The organism is Prevotella pallens ATCC 700821, assembly GCF_000220255.1.
GTDB lineage: Bacteria > Bacteroidota > Bacteroidia > Bacteroidales > Bacteroidaceae > Prevotella > Prevotella pallens.
Genome location: NZ_GL982513.1, coordinates 641970 through 658602, shown reverse-complemented (window position 1 = coordinate 658602; position 16633 = coordinate 641970). Strand labels below are relative to the sequence as shown.

General features: G+C 35.2%; 15 protein-coding genes. 9 read left to right on the top strand and 6 right to left on the bottom strand.

What is annotated here, in order from left to right; all coding sequences use genetic code 11:
* Positions 1-20: 20 nt before the first annotated feature.
* Positions 21-3764, bottom strand: coding sequence for a phosphoribosylformylglycinamidine synthase (gene purL / locus HMPREF9144_RS02520; RefSeq protein WP_006044265.1), 3744 nt, complete (start codon positions 3762-3764; stop codon positions 21-23).
* A gap of 1545 nt (positions 3765-5309) precedes the next feature.
* On the opposite strand from purL, the gene HMPREF9144_RS02510 reads away from it, so the two are divergent.
* The 4 genes from HMPREF9144_RS02510 to HMPREF9144_RS02495 are packed head-to-tail and all read left to right on the top strand — an operon-like array spanning position 5310 to position 7088.
* Positions 5310-5831 (top strand): hypothetical protein, encoded by a 522-nt coding sequence (locus tag HMPREF9144_RS02510; protein ID WP_040595521.1) that lies wholly within the window; start codon positions 5310-5312, stop codon positions 5829-5831.
* 37 nt (positions 5832-5868) lie between these two features.
* Positions 5869-6225 carry a hypothetical protein gene (locus HMPREF9144_RS02505; protein WP_006044261.1) on the top strand — a complete coding sequence of 119 codons (357 nt, stop codon included), beginning with the start codon at positions 5869-5871 and terminating at the stop codon, positions 6223-6225.
* A gap of 22 nt (positions 6226-6247) precedes the next feature.
* Positions 6248-6646 (top strand): DUF2750 domain-containing protein, encoded by a 399-nt coding sequence (locus HMPREF9144_RS02500; RefSeq protein WP_006044260.1) that lies wholly within the window; start codon positions 6248-6250, stop codon positions 6644-6646.
* Positions 6647-6650: 4 nt separating this feature from the next.
* A complete protein-coding gene (locus HMPREF9144_RS02495; protein ID WP_006044259.1) occupies positions 6651-7088 on the top strand; it encodes an SMI1/KNR4 family protein in 438 nt (145 codons plus the stop codon).
* Between the two features lie 315 nt (positions 7089-7403).
* Here the strand turns inward: HMPREF9144_RS02495 and HMPREF9144_RS02490 are convergent, their stop codons facing one another.
* The 5 genes from HMPREF9144_RS02490 to HMPREF9144_RS02470 all read right to left on the bottom strand — a co-directional run bounded on the left by HMPREF9144_RS02490 (position 7404) and on the right by HMPREF9144_RS02470 (position 11519).
* Positions 7404-8261 (bottom strand): OmpA/MotB family protein, encoded by an 858-nt coding sequence (locus HMPREF9144_RS02490; protein ID WP_006044258.1) that lies wholly within the window; start codon positions 8259-8261, stop codon positions 7404-7406.
* 185 nt (positions 8262-8446) lie between these two features.
* The gene (locus HMPREF9144_RS02485; protein ID WP_006044257.1) at positions 8447-8851 is read right to left on the bottom strand and encodes a hypothetical protein; all 405 of its coding nucleotides are present in this window, start codon (positions 8849-8851) and stop codon (positions 8447-8449) included.
* A 103-nt stretch (positions 8852-8954) separates the two neighbouring features.
* The gene (locus HMPREF9144_RS02480; protein WP_006044256.1) at positions 8955-9416 is read right to left on the bottom strand and encodes a hypothetical protein; all 462 of its coding nucleotides are present in this window, start codon (positions 9414-9416) and stop codon (positions 8955-8957) included.
* A 49-nt stretch (positions 9417-9465) separates the two neighbouring features.
* Complete coding sequence (locus HMPREF9144_RS02475) at positions 9466-10248, bottom strand: glycosyltransferase family 2 protein (RefSeq protein ID WP_006044255.1); 783 nt, start codon at positions 10246-10248, stop codon at positions 9466-9468.
* Positions 10245-11519, bottom strand: coding sequence for a glycosyltransferase family 4 protein (locus HMPREF9144_RS02470; protein WP_006044254.1), 1275 nt, complete (start codon positions 11517-11519; stop codon positions 10245-10247). Before HMPREF9144_RS02470 ends, HMPREF9144_RS02475 begins: the two co-directional genes overlap by 4 nt.
* 345 nt (positions 11520-11864) lie before the next feature.
* On the opposite strand from HMPREF9144_RS02470, the gene HMPREF9144_RS02465 reads away from it, so the two are divergent.
* The 5 genes from HMPREF9144_RS02465 to HMPREF9144_RS02445 all read left to right on the top strand — a co-directional run bounded on the left by HMPREF9144_RS02465 (position 11865) and on the right by HMPREF9144_RS02445 (position 15900).
* Positions 11865-12221 carry a DUF6122 family protein gene (locus HMPREF9144_RS02465; protein WP_006044253.1) on the top strand — a complete coding sequence of 119 codons (357 nt, stop codon included), beginning with the start codon at positions 11865-11867 and terminating at the stop codon, positions 12219-12221.
* A 114-nt stretch (positions 12222-12335) separates the two neighbouring features.
* Positions 12336-13214, top strand: a complete 879-nt coding sequence (locus tag HMPREF9144_RS02460; protein ID WP_006044252.1) for a YicC/YloC family endoribonuclease — start codon at positions 12336-12338, stop codon at positions 13212-13214.
* 11 nt (positions 13215-13225) lie between these two features.
* The gene (gmk, locus tag HMPREF9144_RS02455) at positions 13226-13798 is read left to right on the top strand and encodes a guanylate kinase (protein WP_006044251.1); all 573 of its coding nucleotides are present in this window, start codon (positions 13226-13228) and stop codon (positions 13796-13798) included.
* Positions 13799-13804: 6 nt separating this feature from the next.
* The gene (gene nadD / locus HMPREF9144_RS02450) at positions 13805-14386 is read left to right on the top strand and encodes a nicotinate (nicotinamide) nucleotide adenylyltransferase (RefSeq protein WP_006044250.1); all 582 of its coding nucleotides are present in this window, start codon (positions 13805-13807) and stop codon (positions 14384-14386) included.
* Between the two features lie 65 nt (positions 14387-14451).
* The gene (locus tag HMPREF9144_RS02445) at positions 14452-15900 is read left to right on the top strand and encodes a lipopolysaccharide biosynthesis protein (protein ID WP_006044249.1); all 1449 of its coding nucleotides are present in this window, start codon (positions 14452-14454) and stop codon (positions 15898-15900) included.
* The last annotated feature ends 733 nt before the right edge of the window (positions 15901-16633 follow it).

The following is a 16633-nucleotide window of genomic DNA, read 5'->3' as shown; positions in this document are numbered from 1 at the left end:
TTAGTATTCGCTCTTCCGACTTAATGAAGATGTTCCTCTACCCATTTGCGAGCATTCACAAATGCTTCTATCCATGGAGTAACCTCGTCGTTACGATGTTCCATAGGATACCAACCTTGTTGCCATGGAAAGATTGAACGCTCTAAATGAGGCATCATTGCAAGGTGTCTACCATCGTTTGAGCAAATACCTGCCACATTATAATTAGAGCCATTCGGATTACCAGGATATTGTGCATAATTGTATTTTGCCACAATATTATAACGGTCTTCAGGCTCTGGAAGCATAAACTTACCTTCTCCGTGTGCCACCCAAATGCCAAGTTTATTACCGCTAAGCGAGCCAAACATTACACTCTTATTCTCTGGAATGTTCAGTCCTAAATAAGCACTCTCAAACTTATGACTATCATTATGCACCAGTTGTGCTCGATGCTTATGCTCTGGATTAATTAAGTTCAGTTCTACCATAAGCTGACAACCATTACAAATACCAAGTGAGAGTGTATCTTTACGGGCATAGAACTTGTCGAGAGCTTGTTTTGCCTTTGGATTATAGAGGAAAGCTCCCGCCCAACCTTTAGCAGAACCGAGTACATCTGAATTAGAGAAGCCACCACAGAACACTATCATATTTACTTCTTCAAGTGTTTCGCGCCCAGAGATAAGGTCGGTCATTGTAACATCTTTCACCTCGAAGCCTGCGAGATAAAGACTATATGCCATTTCGCGGTCGCCGTTTGTTCCTTTCTCACGAATAATTGCAGCCTTTGGAGTTTGATGTGTTATAGGTGCATTATCTTTCCAACGGTTTGGATTTAAGCCATACTGTTGCAACGTACCAGTAAAGTCTGCATTGAATTTCATTTCAATAGGCTGTACCTTATAGTTGTTGTGGCGTTTCTCTGCTAATTCGTTTGCTGTTTGTTTACGGTCTAACAAATAAGATGTTTCATACCATTTCTCACGTAAAGCATCAATATCAAATTCGTGTTTCCAACTTCCGTCAGTAATGGTTAGCATTCTATTCTTAGTATTTGGATTACCAATACGTGCGAAACCAATACAATTATCTTCTAAGAATGCCTTTACCTCATCGTTGTGTTCATCGGCAACTTGAATAATAACACCAGGATTTTCTGCAAATAACTTACGCACAATGTCGTCGCCTTGCATATCGTGCAAATTAATATTCAATCCGCCTTCAGGATTTGCAAAGGTCATCTCGAGCAGTGTTGTTATCATACCACCAGCCGAAATATCATGTCCAGCAAGTATCCAACCACGTTGAATCATCTCTTGAATAGCATCGAAACAATCGCAGAAGTAGCGTGGTTCTTTTACAGTAGGAACGTCAGAGCCAACCTTTCCTAAACTTTGTGCAAAGGCTGAGCCACCCAAACGCTGTTCATCGAAACTGAAGTCGATATGGTATAAGCGTGTTTTCTTGTTATTTACTAACACTGGCGAAACCACCTTACGCACGTTGCTCACCTCTGCTCCACTTGAAACGATAACTGTTCCTGGCGAAACAATCTTCTCACCGTTAGGATATTGTTGTGTGAGCGATAGCGAATCTTTACCTGTTGGCACATTAACACCAATGGCACAACAGAAGTCTGACAATGCTTTCACTGCACTATAAAGGCGTGCATCTTCTCCTTTTTGTGCACGACAAGGCCACATCCAGTTTGCAGAAAGACTAATACTATCCATTCCTTCAGCAAGCGGAGCCCATACTATATTGGTTAAGGCTTCTGCTACAGATAGTACCGACCCTGCTTCTGGCGATGCCAATCCTGCCTGTGGAGCGTGTCCAATGGCTGTTGCTATACCTTTATAGCCACGATAGTCGAGAGCTACTACTCCACAATCGGATAGTGGCAATTGCACTTGTCCTTGACATTGCTGGCGTGCTATGCGTCCTGTAACTGAGCGGTCTACCTTATTTGTTAGCCAATCTTTACAAGCAACGGCTTCTAATTGTAGCACACGTGCAACGTAATCGTCTATCTTTTCTATATTGTAAGTAACGTCAGCGTACTTGCGCTCTACTGTTTCGTCTTTCATTATGGTTTTTGGCGAATGTCCGAACATCTGCGCAACATCAAGATCAAATGGTTTCACACCATCTTTCTGAACAAACGAGAAGTGTGCATCGCCTGTAGTTTCGCCTACTACATACATCGGAGCGCGTTCGCGTTCAGCTATACGGCAAACGTGGTCTAAATGTTTTTCGTCTATCAACAAGCCCATACGTTCTTGCGATTCGTTTGCTATAATTTCCTTTGCGCTTAATGTTTTATCGCCAATAGGCAATTTATCCATTTCTATTTTGCCTCCGCAGTCTTCCACTAATTCGCTCAAACAGTTCAAATGTCCTGCCGAACCGTGGTCGTGAATAGAAACAACCGGGTTTTCGTTTTCTTCTACCAATGCACGAACAAGATTATAAGCTCGCTTCTGCATTTCTGGATTGGCACGCTGAATTGCATTCAATTCTATTCCGTTTGAATATCTACCTGTATCTACCGATGAAACAGAGCCTCCACCAAGCCCTATGCGATAGTTATCGCCACCCACCACAACTACTTTATTTCCTGGCTGTGGCTCTTTCTTTAAACAGTCGCGTTTTGTTCCGTAGCCTACTCCTCCAGCAAGCATTACAACTTTATCGTAAGCATATTTTTCACCATTTTCTTGATGTTCGAAAGTCAAAACAGAACCTGCAATCAATGGTTGGCCAAACTTATTACCAAAATCGCTTGCTCCATTAGAAGCTTTTGTAAGTATTTGTTGAGGTGTTTGATACAGCCATTTGCGCACTGGCAGAATGTCTTCCCAATCGCGTAAAGCTGGTGTCTTTCCATTTTCGTCTTTCAATCGTGGGTATGCCGTCATATAAACTGCAGTTCCAGCAATTGGCCAAGAACCTACGCCACCACCCATACGGTCGCGAATTTCGCCACCCGTACCCGTTGCAGCGCCATTAAAAGGCTCTACTGTGGTGGGGAAATTGTGAGTTTCGGCTTTTAACGAGATTACACTCTCTATGTTTTTTATCTTAAAATAGTCTGATGTGCTTTGGTTCTCTGGAGCAAATTGTTCTATTTCTGGACCTTCAGCAAAAGCTACATTATCTTTATATGCAGACAAAATTTTGCCCGGATTTTCTTTTGTAGTCTTCTTTATAAGGTTGAAAAGGCTGCTTTCCATTTTCTTACCATCTATAACAAACTCTCCTCCGAATATTTTATGACGGCAGTGTTCGGAGTTGATTTGTGCAAAACCAAACACTTCTGAATCGGTTAATGGACGGTTGTTTTGCTTCTCTACCTCATGTAAATATTCTATTTCTTCTGGCGACAGTGCCAATCCCTCTTCTTCGTTAAACTTTTCTAAGTTATCAATAAATTTTATGTCGGCTGGCTGAATGTCTACAGTAAAAATGTCTTGATTTAATCCATCGTAGTTTCTGAATATCATTCTATCTGGATTTGCCTCCATAGACTGTGCTGGGAAGTATTCTTCTATACGCGAAATGCCGTTGATACCCATGTTCTGAGTTATTTCAACGGCATTCGTACTCCATGGGGTTATCATTTCGCGACGTGGCCCAAGATAGTAACCCGACAGTTGCTTGTCGTTTATTAACTTTGCATTGCCGTAAAGCCAACTCAACTTTTCAATCTCTTCCTTTGTTGGATTATGGTCGATTTCAGTAGCAATTACTGTATCGTAAGAAGCCAAGAAAAATAGAATCATATTCGTTTTATGTAATTAGGTGTGTATCATAGAGGTGCTAAATATAATTAGTATACCTCTTATTTATAAGATTTTCTTTTGCAAAGATACACTTTAATCGAAGAAAGAACAAGAAAAAACTTCCTTTTTTAGGATAGTTAGCAAATTTAGTTACTGTATTTATTTGGTCTAAAAAAACTAATGCAAAGCCAAAACGACTATTAAACCAAAAATGGTCATTAGACTACAATATATATAGTTCTTATCACTATGGTATTGTTTCCTAACATCTTTTATTTTCTTATCGGTATCTTGTCTGTCTTTGTAACTTTACATAATCCGCTACGCCTGCATTGCAGCAACAGGCAATTTGCTCGATAATAAAACAAAATTTGTTTAGGTTCTAATGAGTGATTTGGGGTAAACTGTAGCACCTTCATACCTTTTCAGCTACAACTTCGGTTACCTCTTGTTTTATGGTTGCAGTTTGTTTTTCTTTCTATCTCGCTACTGTTTGCTATGCCTTCGTTATAGGGTTAAATAACAGCACAGTTGGAAATATGCTAGTAAATTATAAACAGTGCTTACTGCCTAACCAGCAAGTAATTAAAACTTTTCTTATGGTGATAAAAAAATGTAGAATACAGTTAGCTTTGTTTTAGATATCTGAAACAATCGTCTCAGATATCTGTAACGATCGTCTCAGATATCTGTAAGTTGCAAATTAGATATCATAAAAAACTACAACCTTTATGAGGCTATATTGTAACACCTAAAAAATATTTCTTTTGTTGAACTGTATGAATTCTCTTATTATGTTATGTTGCTATTTAAGTATTATTGTAAAAGCCCAACCAACAATGTATAACGCCGAATTTAGCCATACTGCAAAGTTCGGCTATTGGTGTGTTGCAACCCCAAATATCAAATTAAGCAAAGCCACAACATTTATTAAATATGTATGTACGAAGAATAAGAAAATTCTATAACCGATATATAAAACAAATACGGAAACTCTCAACGAGCTTCCGCATTTATGTTGTTTAACTAAATTGTTATAGTCTATGAATAGAGAAAATCTCACGATTTCCTGATACCCTTTATTACAACCTGTTAAACTTTTACCTTTAAAAAATAACTAAAAACCTAAATCTATTACTACTAACCTAAACAATCTATTAACCTTTTGACAATGCAAAGGTACGCATAAATTAAACTTCCTGCAAATATTTCAAAGATTGTTTTGCCTAAAAAAGATAAATATTGATATAAATCAACGAAAATACGCAAAGAGGTTCTTATATTGCACAAAAATTGTATATTCTTGCTACATAAAGTCTTAACTAATTTGATGCCACTTAGATGGTTTTACAGAAATATTCATTGTTCGTTCTCCAAATGCCGTTCTTATTATCTTATATTTATGTATTTAATATTTTACTCTACATTTTTTTATACCAAGCAAAACCTGTCCAAATAATATTTCGTATATTTGCAACTGTTATTTACTTATTGTTGTCCATCAACATATAGATATAAAAACCAACTATAGACATGCAACAAGAGATGAAGAAATTTATTCTTTTATCGTTATTAGCTATCTGTTATAACATCTTACCAGCTTTAGCACAATATGAATATTCGCCTCAATGTAAAATGAATTTTGGCAAGGGAGAAGTATATTCCATAGAAGTGGGAGGCAACGAAAAGGAAAATAACGATACTATATTGGGCAATTCTGTTGCTATTATATTGCTGAAGAATGGTAAAGAGATATCACGTTTTAACACATTTTCCATAGACGATAACTGTCCAGCCGATGGCTTCCGCGATATAAAAGTTAAAGGACATTACTTTACAGTAGAAGATTCGTACTGTGCAGGGTTCTATTTCGTATTAACTTACACTACATTCCGATACGACACAAAAAGAAAAGAGTTTGTATTGCATCGCTATGGTGAAAGCTATGTGTACAGAGGAGATCCTGAAAAGGATATACCCGACAACTCATACTTAGTGAAAGAGTATATTCCTTTCAGTAAAATAACAACCAAACTGTTGCTGGAGCTAAGAAATAATTTCAAGTAATCGAAAGAGTCATATACAAATATAATAAATTGTTCAAATGGATATATTATATATAAATAAGGAGAAAATACTCTGTAACTTCGAAGAATTGAGCAACGTATGGGATACTTCGACAAATATATCTCTACACCTGGACATTCAAATACCAGACTTTGAACTTATCGTTACTGAATTGCTGAAGAAGCCATTAAACGACTTAGCCTATAGCATTCTGGCAGAAATTGCAGAAAAGAACGGTTTAGACGAAAGATTGATGCGCTTGATTTATGAGCAAGGAGACAAGGCTTGCAAAGTTGCAATCTGTCTTCGGACCGACTTGCCAATAGATTTGAAAGTAAAATGTGCACACTCTGACGATGTAGACATTAGAGAACATTACGTCAATATACCATAATTTGTATTAAACTAAAGAAACGATGAAAGTATCTAAACAAGAACTTGAAGCTGTAACAGCACTATCGCCAGAGAAACGTTACAACTACTTTGTAAAACGAATATGCGATTGGGAACAAGTATGGACGCTTTATGAAGACGATTATATCGTGCTGAACGAAGCAAAGAACGGCAAGCTCTATATACTATTGTTTCCGTTTAAAGACTTTGCTGAACACTATGCAACAAACACAAGGGGAATGAAAGGTGTTTCGTATAAAAGTTTTGAGATTAACGAATTTCTAGAAACAATTATAAAAAAGCTACAAGCAAACAACGTTAGTAATGCTTTGGTGTTTCCAGTTGCCAACGGTTATGGACTGAATGTATCTATGATAGATATTATTAAAGATATTCAAAGCGAATTAGAGAACTATAAATAAAAATATGAAGCAAAGCATTATTAAGAAATTGAGCGCCTTCTTTAAAGAAAATCCAACTCTATTGGGCGTTGCCGCTACCTACGAAGAAATTGAAAATGCCGAAAAAGAACTTCACTTAACAATAGATAACGACTATAAAGAGTTTATCTTGAATTTCGGAGGAGCGTATGCAGGCATAGCTATTTATGCTTTTAAGAACGGAACATCAATAGGGAAAGAAACTATTATTGACCTAACGATGAATGCGCGGAATCTTTTTAATACGGCAAATCTCTTCCCCGAAATAAATAATTGTCTTGTTTTCTCTGATGACGGAGCAGGTAATCCAATAGCAATAGCGCCGAATGGCGAGGTTATACTCTTTGACTACGACACTGAAGAAAAGCAAACGCTTGCCAATGGCTTTGAAAAACTTATTGAAGATAACTTTATCAACTGTTAGAACAAGCCTCAACAAAGAAGCAAAACTATGAGCGGAAACAGAGAAAGATGAGGTAAGAACAAATAAAACGACTATAAAAAAAGTCTTCAAATATTGCATATTGCACATTTGAAGACTTTTCTATTGATAGATTTTTCTCAATCCTAATGTAGCAAATAATAAGTTGCTTCGCCAACCGTTTTACCCGCATAGTAAATTACATAGCAACACAATGCAACAATGGTATAGCGTTTCATCAATCGCCTATATAATTTAAATGTGAGATAGATTTGCAGGAGATTTTGAAATTCTATCTATTGTTAAACCAAATTAATTCTATTTCTCAGCAGACTCTGGAGCCTTACCGATAAGGTCCATAAACTGGTCGAGCTTAGGAGTAATGATAATTTGTGTGCGACGATTACGTTGCTTTCCAAGTTCTGTATCGTTGGTTGCAATAGGATTAAACTCGCCACGACCGCCTGCAGTTAAACGTTTTGGGTCTACACCGAAATGATTTTGCAAGTATTGTGCTACTGATGATGCGCGCAAACAAGAGAGATCCCAATTGTTACGAATATTCTTCATCTGTGCACTTTGTGTGTTTACAGGTACATTATCGGTGTTACCTTCTATCAAAACATCATAATCTCTGTAATCGGTAATAATCTTTGCTATCTTGCTAAGTGTTTGTTCTGCTCTATCGTTTACTTCGTACGAACCACTCTTATAAAGCATATTGTCTGCCAAAGATATGTAGACTACACCTTTCAACACTTGAACATCAACTTCTTTAAGTTCTTCTTTGCTAAGGCTCCGAGTAAGATTGTTGGTAAGAACAAGATTAAGAGAGTCGCTCTTCGTTTTTACTTCCACAAGATGTCTGATATATTGGTTACTCTCATTTATTTGATCTACCAACTTAGATATATTGATATTGTTTGAATTTGCATTATTCAAACTCTTATCAAGACTACCTTGCAATGCTGCAGCACTAGCCTTTGCCTGTGCCAATTGGTCTTCTAAGCTTCTAATTCTAGCATTATTTGCTGCAATTGTTTCCTTTGCATTCTGATATTCACTTGTTAATCGTTGATTTTCTGATTGGCAGTTTTGCAAATCTTTCTTGCTAGCACAGCCTGTCATTAACAGTGCGCCTGCACACAAGGTTAATACTAAAATGGTCTTTTTCATATTACTAATAGTTTTTTATTTATACTTTTTAAAAATCAACTTGCTACATTCAGCAAGCGCAGACACATTATGCCTGCTTATTGTACAAAGATATTCATTTTGTTGCAGATAGCTATAGAAGTAAGAAAGCTTTAGCTTATTTTAAGCGAGTTTAAGCATTTTCAAAGTAAAAACACTTATTTTCGTCATTCTATTGGTTCTACCTTAGGTGTTTTAATATCAGACGATGTTGTGCTATTATCGTTTGATTCTTCTTTTGTTGAAGGTGGTGGCGTAGCTGAAACATTAATTGGATCGGGTTCTGGAATACCTTTTACATTAGTATTAGCATCTTCTGTCTCAACATAATCTACCTTCTTATTTTCTTTTACTTCTACTTCTTTCGCTTCTTCTTTTGTTAATACTGGTATCTTCGATGTGGTATCTACGCCTATTACAGTTCCCGCCATATCTACTTCATACTTGCGTGGTGGTGCCATTGTACGTGTAGCCATAAGCACTGAAAGCAATATTGAGCCAAAGAAAAGTACTCCAGCACAAATTGCAACAATTTTAGTGTATGTTGGTTTCTTATTTTCTTGTGAGTTCATAAGTGCATTGTAGAATAACGAACGTATGCAAAAGCAATGTTACTACCATTGTACAAAAGTACCTAAAATATCTAATAATACCAAAGGAATATACTAAATGCTACTATTTCTTCTTATTTATCTGGCGATCGGATACTGCATCACTCGCATTATTAAGTGTCGTTCCTACTTTATTTCCAAATCTTTTACCAGCATCGCTTATCTTTTTTAGAAACTTTTTTCCATTCTTTTCAGCTTTACCAGCTATTCGTCCAATAGCTTCAGACTCTCGCTCCATAAATAGCTCCATTCCATCTCCAATGGTACTAAGTCCTTGCTTTATTTTCTCTTCCGATGTATTCTTTTTATGCAATATAGTATCAGTTGTATTGATATTATTGTCTATAGTATTGTAAGTATGTCTTTTAACTTCCGTTCCTGTGCATTGTTTATTTTGCTTCTGTGTAGAAACTTGCTTTTTTGCAGGCATCGGATAGTTTAAAACGGCATTTGTCTGTGCGCACATACGTGTACCAATTCCTATAAACAGGAAGAATAGTAGCGTACAAATAATCTTTATTTTCATATCATCAGAAAGTTTGATTTATAGAAATAACGCAGAAATACTAATAATATTACTTTTTTGTAAACAACCTAACTACAAACCAAGCATGTTTTGCTATTGTTGGAAACACGCCATAATGTTTACACATAACTCGAAAACGCTCATAAAGCGATGCTCGATGATGTTTTGTTGTTTGTCCCTCTTCCAAATAATTGGCTATCACAGCGTGAACATTTCGTAATAACAGTCCTTCTTTCTCGCCTTCACGCATTATTTTTATGCACCAATCTATATCGGCAGAATAACGAAAATGTGTATTAAAGGGAATCTTCTTAGCTATATCTAATCGAGCATAAAAAGCTTGATGACATACCAACATACCATCACGAAACGAACGCCAAGTTAGTTTCTCTGGAGGCTGTAATCTACGATGATATAAGAAATTTCCTTTTTCATCTATAATGTCTGTATCTCCATACACTACAACCGGACGTTTTTCACCATCTCCAACTTCAGCTGCTAAAGCCACTTTTTCTATTGTATCGGCAGTAGGAAAACGGTCGCCAGCATTTAAAAATACTACATAATCGCCATTTGCACGTGCTAAACCTTTATTCATTGCATCGTAAAGACCTTTATCTGGCTCACTCTTTATACGAACAATGTGCCCATTTTCTGCACTATCCGATAGTTCTTTATAAGCGTTTGCTATTGCTAAAGTGTTATCGGTTGAAGCCCCATCTACAATTATATGTTCTATTGTGGGAAAACTTTGTCGTAATACACTATCGAGTGTAGGCTTTAATACATCGGCAGCATTATATGTTATGGTTACTACAGAAAATGTTATCATTTTTGTTTATAGTTTGAATTAGTAAGTGCTTTCTTATAAATATCTATATATTGTGTAGCTACACGTGTTTGCGAATAGTTCTCTTTGACTTTCTTTATCGCTTCAGCAGACAACTCATTATAGTTGGCAATATTCAAAACCCAATATATACCATTGGCTAAATCGGCAGAATCTTTCAGACGAACGATATATCCATTGCACTTATGATCTATCATTTCTGGTATTCCTCCTACTTCAAAACCAACGCAAGGAACGCCACATGCCATTGCTTCCATAATTGTATTGGGCAAATTGTCTGATAAAGATGGAGTAACAAACACATCTACAGCATTGTAAACGTCTACTATCTTTTGAGTATCAACCACGTAACCTAATGGATACATCGGCAATCTAAAGCTATTACATAGTTCTTCTGCATGTCCACCAAGTACAACCACTGCTGTATTTACTAATATTTCTGGATGCTGTTTTGCCATTTTCTCGCATGCTTCAACCAGATAGCTCATACCTTTATTATTATTTGTTACGCGTTGAGAAGCGAAAAGTATCAGACGTTTATCGGTAGGCAAGCCTAATTTTTTACGTGCTTCGTTCTTATTAGTTTTGCAAAAGATATTAGTATCTATAGGATTTGGAATGCTTTCTATGACATTCGTTCCTATTAATGCGCTCTTTTTAGCTTCGTTCTGTAGCCATTTACTGCATGCTATATATATAATGTGTGAACGTCCTTTTATTAATTCCTTTCGTTGCCACGTTCTTTTTGCAATATCACACCCAATAGGAAGAGGTAACAAATAACATTTTTCGCATTGCGTTTCAAATTTTCGACAATCTAATGTTATATGGCAAATTGCTGTGGCTGGCCATATATCGTGCATTGTCCATATAAGAGGTTTTCCCGAATTTAGTATCTTTTCTATATTGTTGAGCGATAAAAAACCTTGATTTACCCAGGCTAAATGAATAATATCTGCATTCTTAAATTCTGGCAATTGGGTAATATCGGTTCCTGTATTTGCTATATCTATCGCAAAAAGATTTCGCTTTGAAAAACGTAAATGACAAAAAACACACCAACGTTCCCACAATTTGTTCCATCTTGTACGCCAATTATTTTTAATAGCAAATACTGTTTTATCGTTACTCAACTTATCTCTAACAAGCATAGACGCATCTATTCCATTTTTATTCAATGCATCTTTTAAACGATTTGCAGCTACTGCTGCCCCACCCGTTCGTTCACTTGTATTTACAATTAATACTCTCATTCTACCTTTTTTCGTATTACAAAGATAAGAGTTTTAAACGAAACAACAGAAAGATGCTTCAAAGAATGATATAAAAGTTAGTTTACAGATGGTTGTATAGAACAAAAATAACAAGTTCATTGGCTCTTTTAAGAGTTGTACCTACATTATTTTAATAGTATCCAACTTTATACGAACATTGTAAGTAAATACATAATATCAAACTTATTCAGGCTTTATCATAACGTGGGAATGCTTTCCCGAAACATAAAAAAAGAATAAATAAACTGCATCTTTTCAGTAAAACAATGGAATTTATAAAGAAATAAACTACATTTGCATATCTCTAACAATTAAATATAAGCAATGTCAATCGCATTATTAAGAGCTATTATACACTACGGGCTACATTTTCTTTCTCCTTTATTGTTTGCACAATTTTTTAAACGTGAGCACAGAATAAAGGCGTTTTGGATTATGTTAGCAACAATGGTTGTAGATATAGACCATTTATTGGCTACGCCTATGTTTAATCCATACCGTTGTAGCGTAGGTTTTCACCCTCTCCACTCCTATTTTATGGTTTGTATTTATGCGCTTTTATGCGTATTGCCCTACGAAAAGCTAAAACTACCGTGGTGGATTCGCCCTATTGGAATTGGATTATTCTTTCACATGCTCACCGATTTACAAGATTTTTATTTATGGAAACAGTGGTTATAACACGTTTAGAACCATAACACTGGGCTCCATTAAGTAACTTTTTAAAAGGATTTAATGCCTATTTGGTGCTTTCATCTCTTTTTCGTACTTTTGCAATAATAAAATGTAAGGACTATGATACTATCAATGACAGGATACGGCAAGGCTGTTGTAACCTACAAAGAAAAGAAAATAAGTGTTGAAATAAAATCGCTAAATAGCAAGAACTTCGATCTTTCAACTCGTATTGCTCCTTTATATAGAGAAAAGGAAATGGAAGTACGGCAAACTCTTGCTAATTTGTTGGAACGTGGCAAAGTAGATTTTTCGCTTTGGATAGAAAAAGATGCTGCTTTAGATGCCACACCTATTAATGCACAATTGGTAAAAAACTATTATCAGCAAATAAAAAATATTGCTACAGAAATAGGAATTCCTGAACCAAACGATTGGTTTTCTACATTGTTACATTTACCCGACGTTACAACAAAAACAGAAATTGAAATTCTTGAGGAAGACGAGTGGAATGTTACAAAACAAGCTATCGATAAAGCTGTAGAATGTCTTATAGATTTCCGTAAACAAGAAGGAGCTGCACTTGAACGTAAGTTCCACGAAAAAATTAATAACATAGAAGCTCTTCTAAAAAGCATAGAACCTTACGAAGAAAGCCGTGTTCCAAAGATAAAAGAAAAAATTATAGAGGGATTAGAGCAGGTTGCAAAAGTAGATTACGACAGAAATCGCTTAGAACAAGAACTAATTTACTACATAGAAAAGCTGGATATTAACGAAGAAAAACAACGCTTAGCAAACCATCTGAACTATTTCCGCGAAACAATGCAGGAAAAAGGACACGGTGTTGGAAAAAAATTGGGTTTCATTGCTCAAGAAATGGGACGCGAAATAAATACAACTGGCTCGAAAAGTAACCAAGCCGAAATGCAAAATATTGTGGTTAAAATGAAAGATGAGCTGGAACAAATAAAAGAACAAGTGCTGAATGTACTGTAAAAGAACAACAAATGCAAGGTAAACTAATAATTTTTTCAGCACCATCTGGAGCTGGTAAAAGTACCATTGTACAATGGTTAATGAAAGAACACCCCGAACTAAAATTAGCTTTCTCTATAAGTTGTACTACACGACAACCACGCGGCACAGAGAAAGATGGTGTAGAATATATATTTCTCTGTCCCGAAGCTTTTAAAAAGAAGATAAACGATAACGATTTTTTGGAGTACGAAGAAGTTTATACCGACCGCTTTTATGGTACTTTAAAAAGTCAGGTTAATACCCAAATAGCAAAAGGACAAAATATAATCTTCGATGTTGATGTGAAAGGTGGCTGCAACATAAAACAGTTTTACGGCGAAAAAGCATTAAGTTTGTTTATTCAACCGCCTTCTATTGACGAACTTCGCAGACGTTTAATGGGAAGACAAACTGATTCGGCAGAGGCTATAGAATATAGAATGGCAAAAGCTGAACATGAATTGACATTTGCTAATAAATTCGATTATATTATTGTGAACGACGATTTGGAGAAAGCTAAGTGTGAAACCTATAACATTATAAAACATTTCATAGAATCGTAAGCTGCAATGAAGGTTGGAATATACGGTGGTTCGTTTAACCCTATTCATAACGGCCACATAAAACTAGCTGAAATTTTCTTTAAGGAACTTGAATTAGACGAAGTTTGGTTTATGGTTTCACCGCAAAATCCTTTTAAAATAAATAATAAATTGCTTAACGATACCCTACGCTTCCAATTAGTTGAGAAGGCTTTAAAGAATAAAAAGTATATGATTGCTTGTAACTACGAGTTTAGTTTACCAAAGCCATCGTATACTTGGAACACTTTACAACAACTTTCTTCTGATTTTCCTGCCAATAAATTTATTCTTTTGATAGGTGGCGACAATTGGTTAGCGTTTAATAAATGGTATCACGCAAACGACATTTTAGAAAACTATAGTATTGCCGTTTATCCGAGAACATGTAGCAAAAGTACAGAAAATTGCAATTTATTTTCTACTAAAAATGTAACCTTACTGAACATTCCGCTTATTAATATAAGCAGCACCGATATTCGTCAACGTATAAAAAAGGGAGAAACTATAAAAGGATTGGTTCCTGAATGTATTGAAAACGATGTAAAAATGTTTTATAGCAAAATATAAAAATTATAGAAAGATGCTGACAAGCTATACTAACAAGCGCATTGTTTAACCAAAATTATAGTAAGATGGCAGAACAAACTTTAAAAGAAAAAACAGCAAAAGGCCTTTTCTGGGGAGCATTGAACAATGGTACAATGCAAATTTTAAATGTACTTATTGGTATTTTGTTGGCTCGTTTACTTTCCAATGCCGATTATGGTTTAATTGGAATGCTTGCGGTTTTTACTGCTGTTGCAGGTGCTTTACAAGAAAGTGGCTTTACTTCTGCAATTGCAAACCTTGAAAATCCTACCGATAACGACTACAATTCGGTATTTTGGTTTAGTACTATTGTAAGTTGGTCTTCGTATTTGCTACTTTTCTTTTGTGCTCCGCTAATTGCAAATTTCTTCCACCATACAGAACTCGTAAATCTTTCGCGCTTTCTATTTGTTTCTTTGCTTTTCTCTGCTATTGGTACTGCACCAACGGCATATCTCTTTAAAAACATTATGGTAAAAGAAACAACTATCTTACGTGTATCGTCGTTAGTTATTTCAGGTATCGTTGGTATTGTGTTAGCATGGCAAAATTACGGTTATTGGAGCTTGGCTTGGCAACAAGTTTTATATATTACTTTAACTAGTTTAGGACGTTTCTTTATAATTCCGTGGCGACCTTCGTTAAAAATTAATTTTGCACCTATTCGCAAAATGTTCTCTTTCAGCTATAAAATTTTAATTACTACTGTTGTAAACATAGTTAGCCAAAACTTACTTACATTCATTTTTGGCAGACTTTATACTGCAAATGCTGTTGGAAATTTTTCGCAAGCATTTAAATGGGACACAATGGCAAGTACAATGATATCGGGAACAACATCGCAAGTTGCACAACCAGTATTGGCAGAAGTAAAATTAGAAACAGAAAGACAAGTAACTGTATTTAGAAAAATGCTCCGTTTCACTGCTTTTTTAGCTTTTCCTGCTATGTTTGGTTTGAGTATGGTTGCACATGAATTTATAATAGTTCTTATTTCCGACAAGTGGGCAGATAGTATTCCGCTACTTCGTATACTTTGTATAAGTGGTGCTTTCCTACCTTTTTATACATTATATCAAAATTTAATGATAAGTCGTGGTAAATCTGATGTATATTTATGGATAACAACTTCGCTTATTGCAGTTCAATTATTACTTATTTTGTTATGTTATACTAAGGGGATGATATTTATGGTGAGCGCATATACTGTAGCAACTGTGCTTTGGCTCTTTGTTTGGCAAGTTTTTGCCTATCGCGAAATCTCAATTCGCTTATACGATGTGTTATGCGACATTATACCTTATATGTTTATCTCGGCAGTAATTATAATTGCCGTTTATTTTGCCACAAGCGGTATTCAAAATCTCATAGTTCTCTTATTAACACGAATAATATTGGCTATTGCTGCTTATTTTATTACTATGAAACTATTAGGTTTTAAGATACTTGACGAATGCATTAATTACTTATTCCATAAAAAAATCAAATCGTAAGACTTTAATATTACCATTTCAAATAGAGTAATTCAATGTAGATTTCTAGTATATATAGACAGAAAACAATTAGCTTTCTAAAGTTTGCAACTAAAAAATGTATAGTCCAAATCAAAAGAAGCTATTCTATCAATAATTATACATAGATACAAAAACAGCTCATCTGAAACTAAAAACAGTTAAAATAATACTATTTATGTTGCTGTTTTAATAAATATGTCTATTTTTGCAATGGAACAATTTATTAAAATCAAAAAAATCTATTACTATTATAAAAGAAATTATATGGTAGGAGTTATCTTAAGTGTATTACATATACTATCAGCTATCTTTGTCGTTTTCTTGATTTTAAGACATTTATATAAAATGTACAAGAAAATTCAGGTGAAAGATTGGCGTTCTGTATTATTAGATGTCATAACTTTAGTAATATGTACCCCTATTTTTTATCGTCATTTTTTTGTGACGTATGACGTAAGTAAAGAGTTCACTGAAATTATAACTTATTTTAGCTAAGAAAAAAGCTCTAACTTATACATAAAAAAGATGGAAGTAGGAGTATTATTAGTTACATTTTTTTATAACAGTTGCTCCTTATAGGCTTTTCATATTTTTAGATGAGCATAATCAGTAGGTATGAACATTTAAGAAAAGGATATTTACAACTTATTAGTTCTCAAACAATTATACGAAGGGTAAAAAATATAATAAGAAAATATTTTTTTTATATTAT

What these genes read in the sequence shown, in the direction of transcription:
- purL (WP_006044265.1), bottom strand. Translation starts at nt 3,764, where the DNA reads ATGATTCTATTTTTCTTGGCTTCTTACGATACAGTAATTGCTACTGAA.
- HMPREF9144_RS02510 (WP_040595521.1), top strand. Translation starts at nt 5,310, where the DNA reads ATGAAGAAATTTATTCTTTTATCGTTATTAGCTATCTGTTATAACATC.
- HMPREF9144_RS02505 (WP_006044261.1), top strand. Translation starts at nt 5,869, where the DNA reads ATGGATATATTATATATAAATAAGGAGAAAATACTCTGTAACTTCGAA.
- HMPREF9144_RS02500 (WP_006044260.1), top strand. Translation starts at nt 6,248, where the DNA reads ATGAAAGTATCTAAACAAGAACTTGAAGCTGTAACAGCACTATCGCCA.
- HMPREF9144_RS02495 (WP_006044259.1), top strand. Translation starts at nt 6,651, where the DNA reads ATGAAGCAAAGCATTATTAAGAAATTGAGCGCCTTCTTTAAAGAAAAT.
- HMPREF9144_RS02490 (WP_006044258.1), bottom strand. Translation starts at nt 8,261, where the DNA reads ATGAAAAAGACCATTTTAGTATTAACCTTGTGTGCAGGCGCACTGTTA.
- HMPREF9144_RS02485 (WP_006044257.1), bottom strand. Translation starts at nt 8,851, where the DNA reads ATGAACTCACAAGAAAATAAGAAACCAACATACACTAAAATTGTTGCA.
- HMPREF9144_RS02480 (WP_006044256.1), bottom strand. Translation starts at nt 9,416, where the DNA reads ATGAAAATAAAGATTATTTGTACGCTACTATTCTTCCTGTTTATAGGA.
- HMPREF9144_RS02475 (WP_006044255.1), bottom strand. Translation starts at nt 10,248, where the DNA reads ATGATAACATTTTCTGTAGTAACCATAACATATAATGCTGCCGATGTA.
- HMPREF9144_RS02470 (WP_006044254.1), bottom strand. Translation starts at nt 11,519, where the DNA reads ATGAGAGTATTAATTGTAAATACAAGTGAACGAACGGGTGGGGCAGCA.
- HMPREF9144_RS02465 (WP_006044253.1), top strand. Translation starts at nt 11,865, where the DNA reads ATGTCAATCGCATTATTAAGAGCTATTATACACTACGGGCTACATTTT.
- HMPREF9144_RS02460 (WP_006044252.1), top strand. Translation starts at nt 12,336, where the DNA reads ATGATACTATCAATGACAGGATACGGCAAGGCTGTTGTAACCTACAAA.
- gmk (WP_006044251.1), top strand. Translation starts at nt 13,226, where the DNA reads ATGCAAGGTAAACTAATAATTTTTTCAGCACCATCTGGAGCTGGTAAA.
- nadD (WP_006044250.1), top strand. Translation starts at nt 13,805, where the DNA reads ATGAAGGTTGGAATATACGGTGGTTCGTTTAACCCTATTCATAACGGC.
- HMPREF9144_RS02445 (WP_006044249.1), top strand. Translation starts at nt 14,452, where the DNA reads ATGGCAGAACAAACTTTAAAAGAAAAAACAGCAAAAGGCCTTTTCTGG.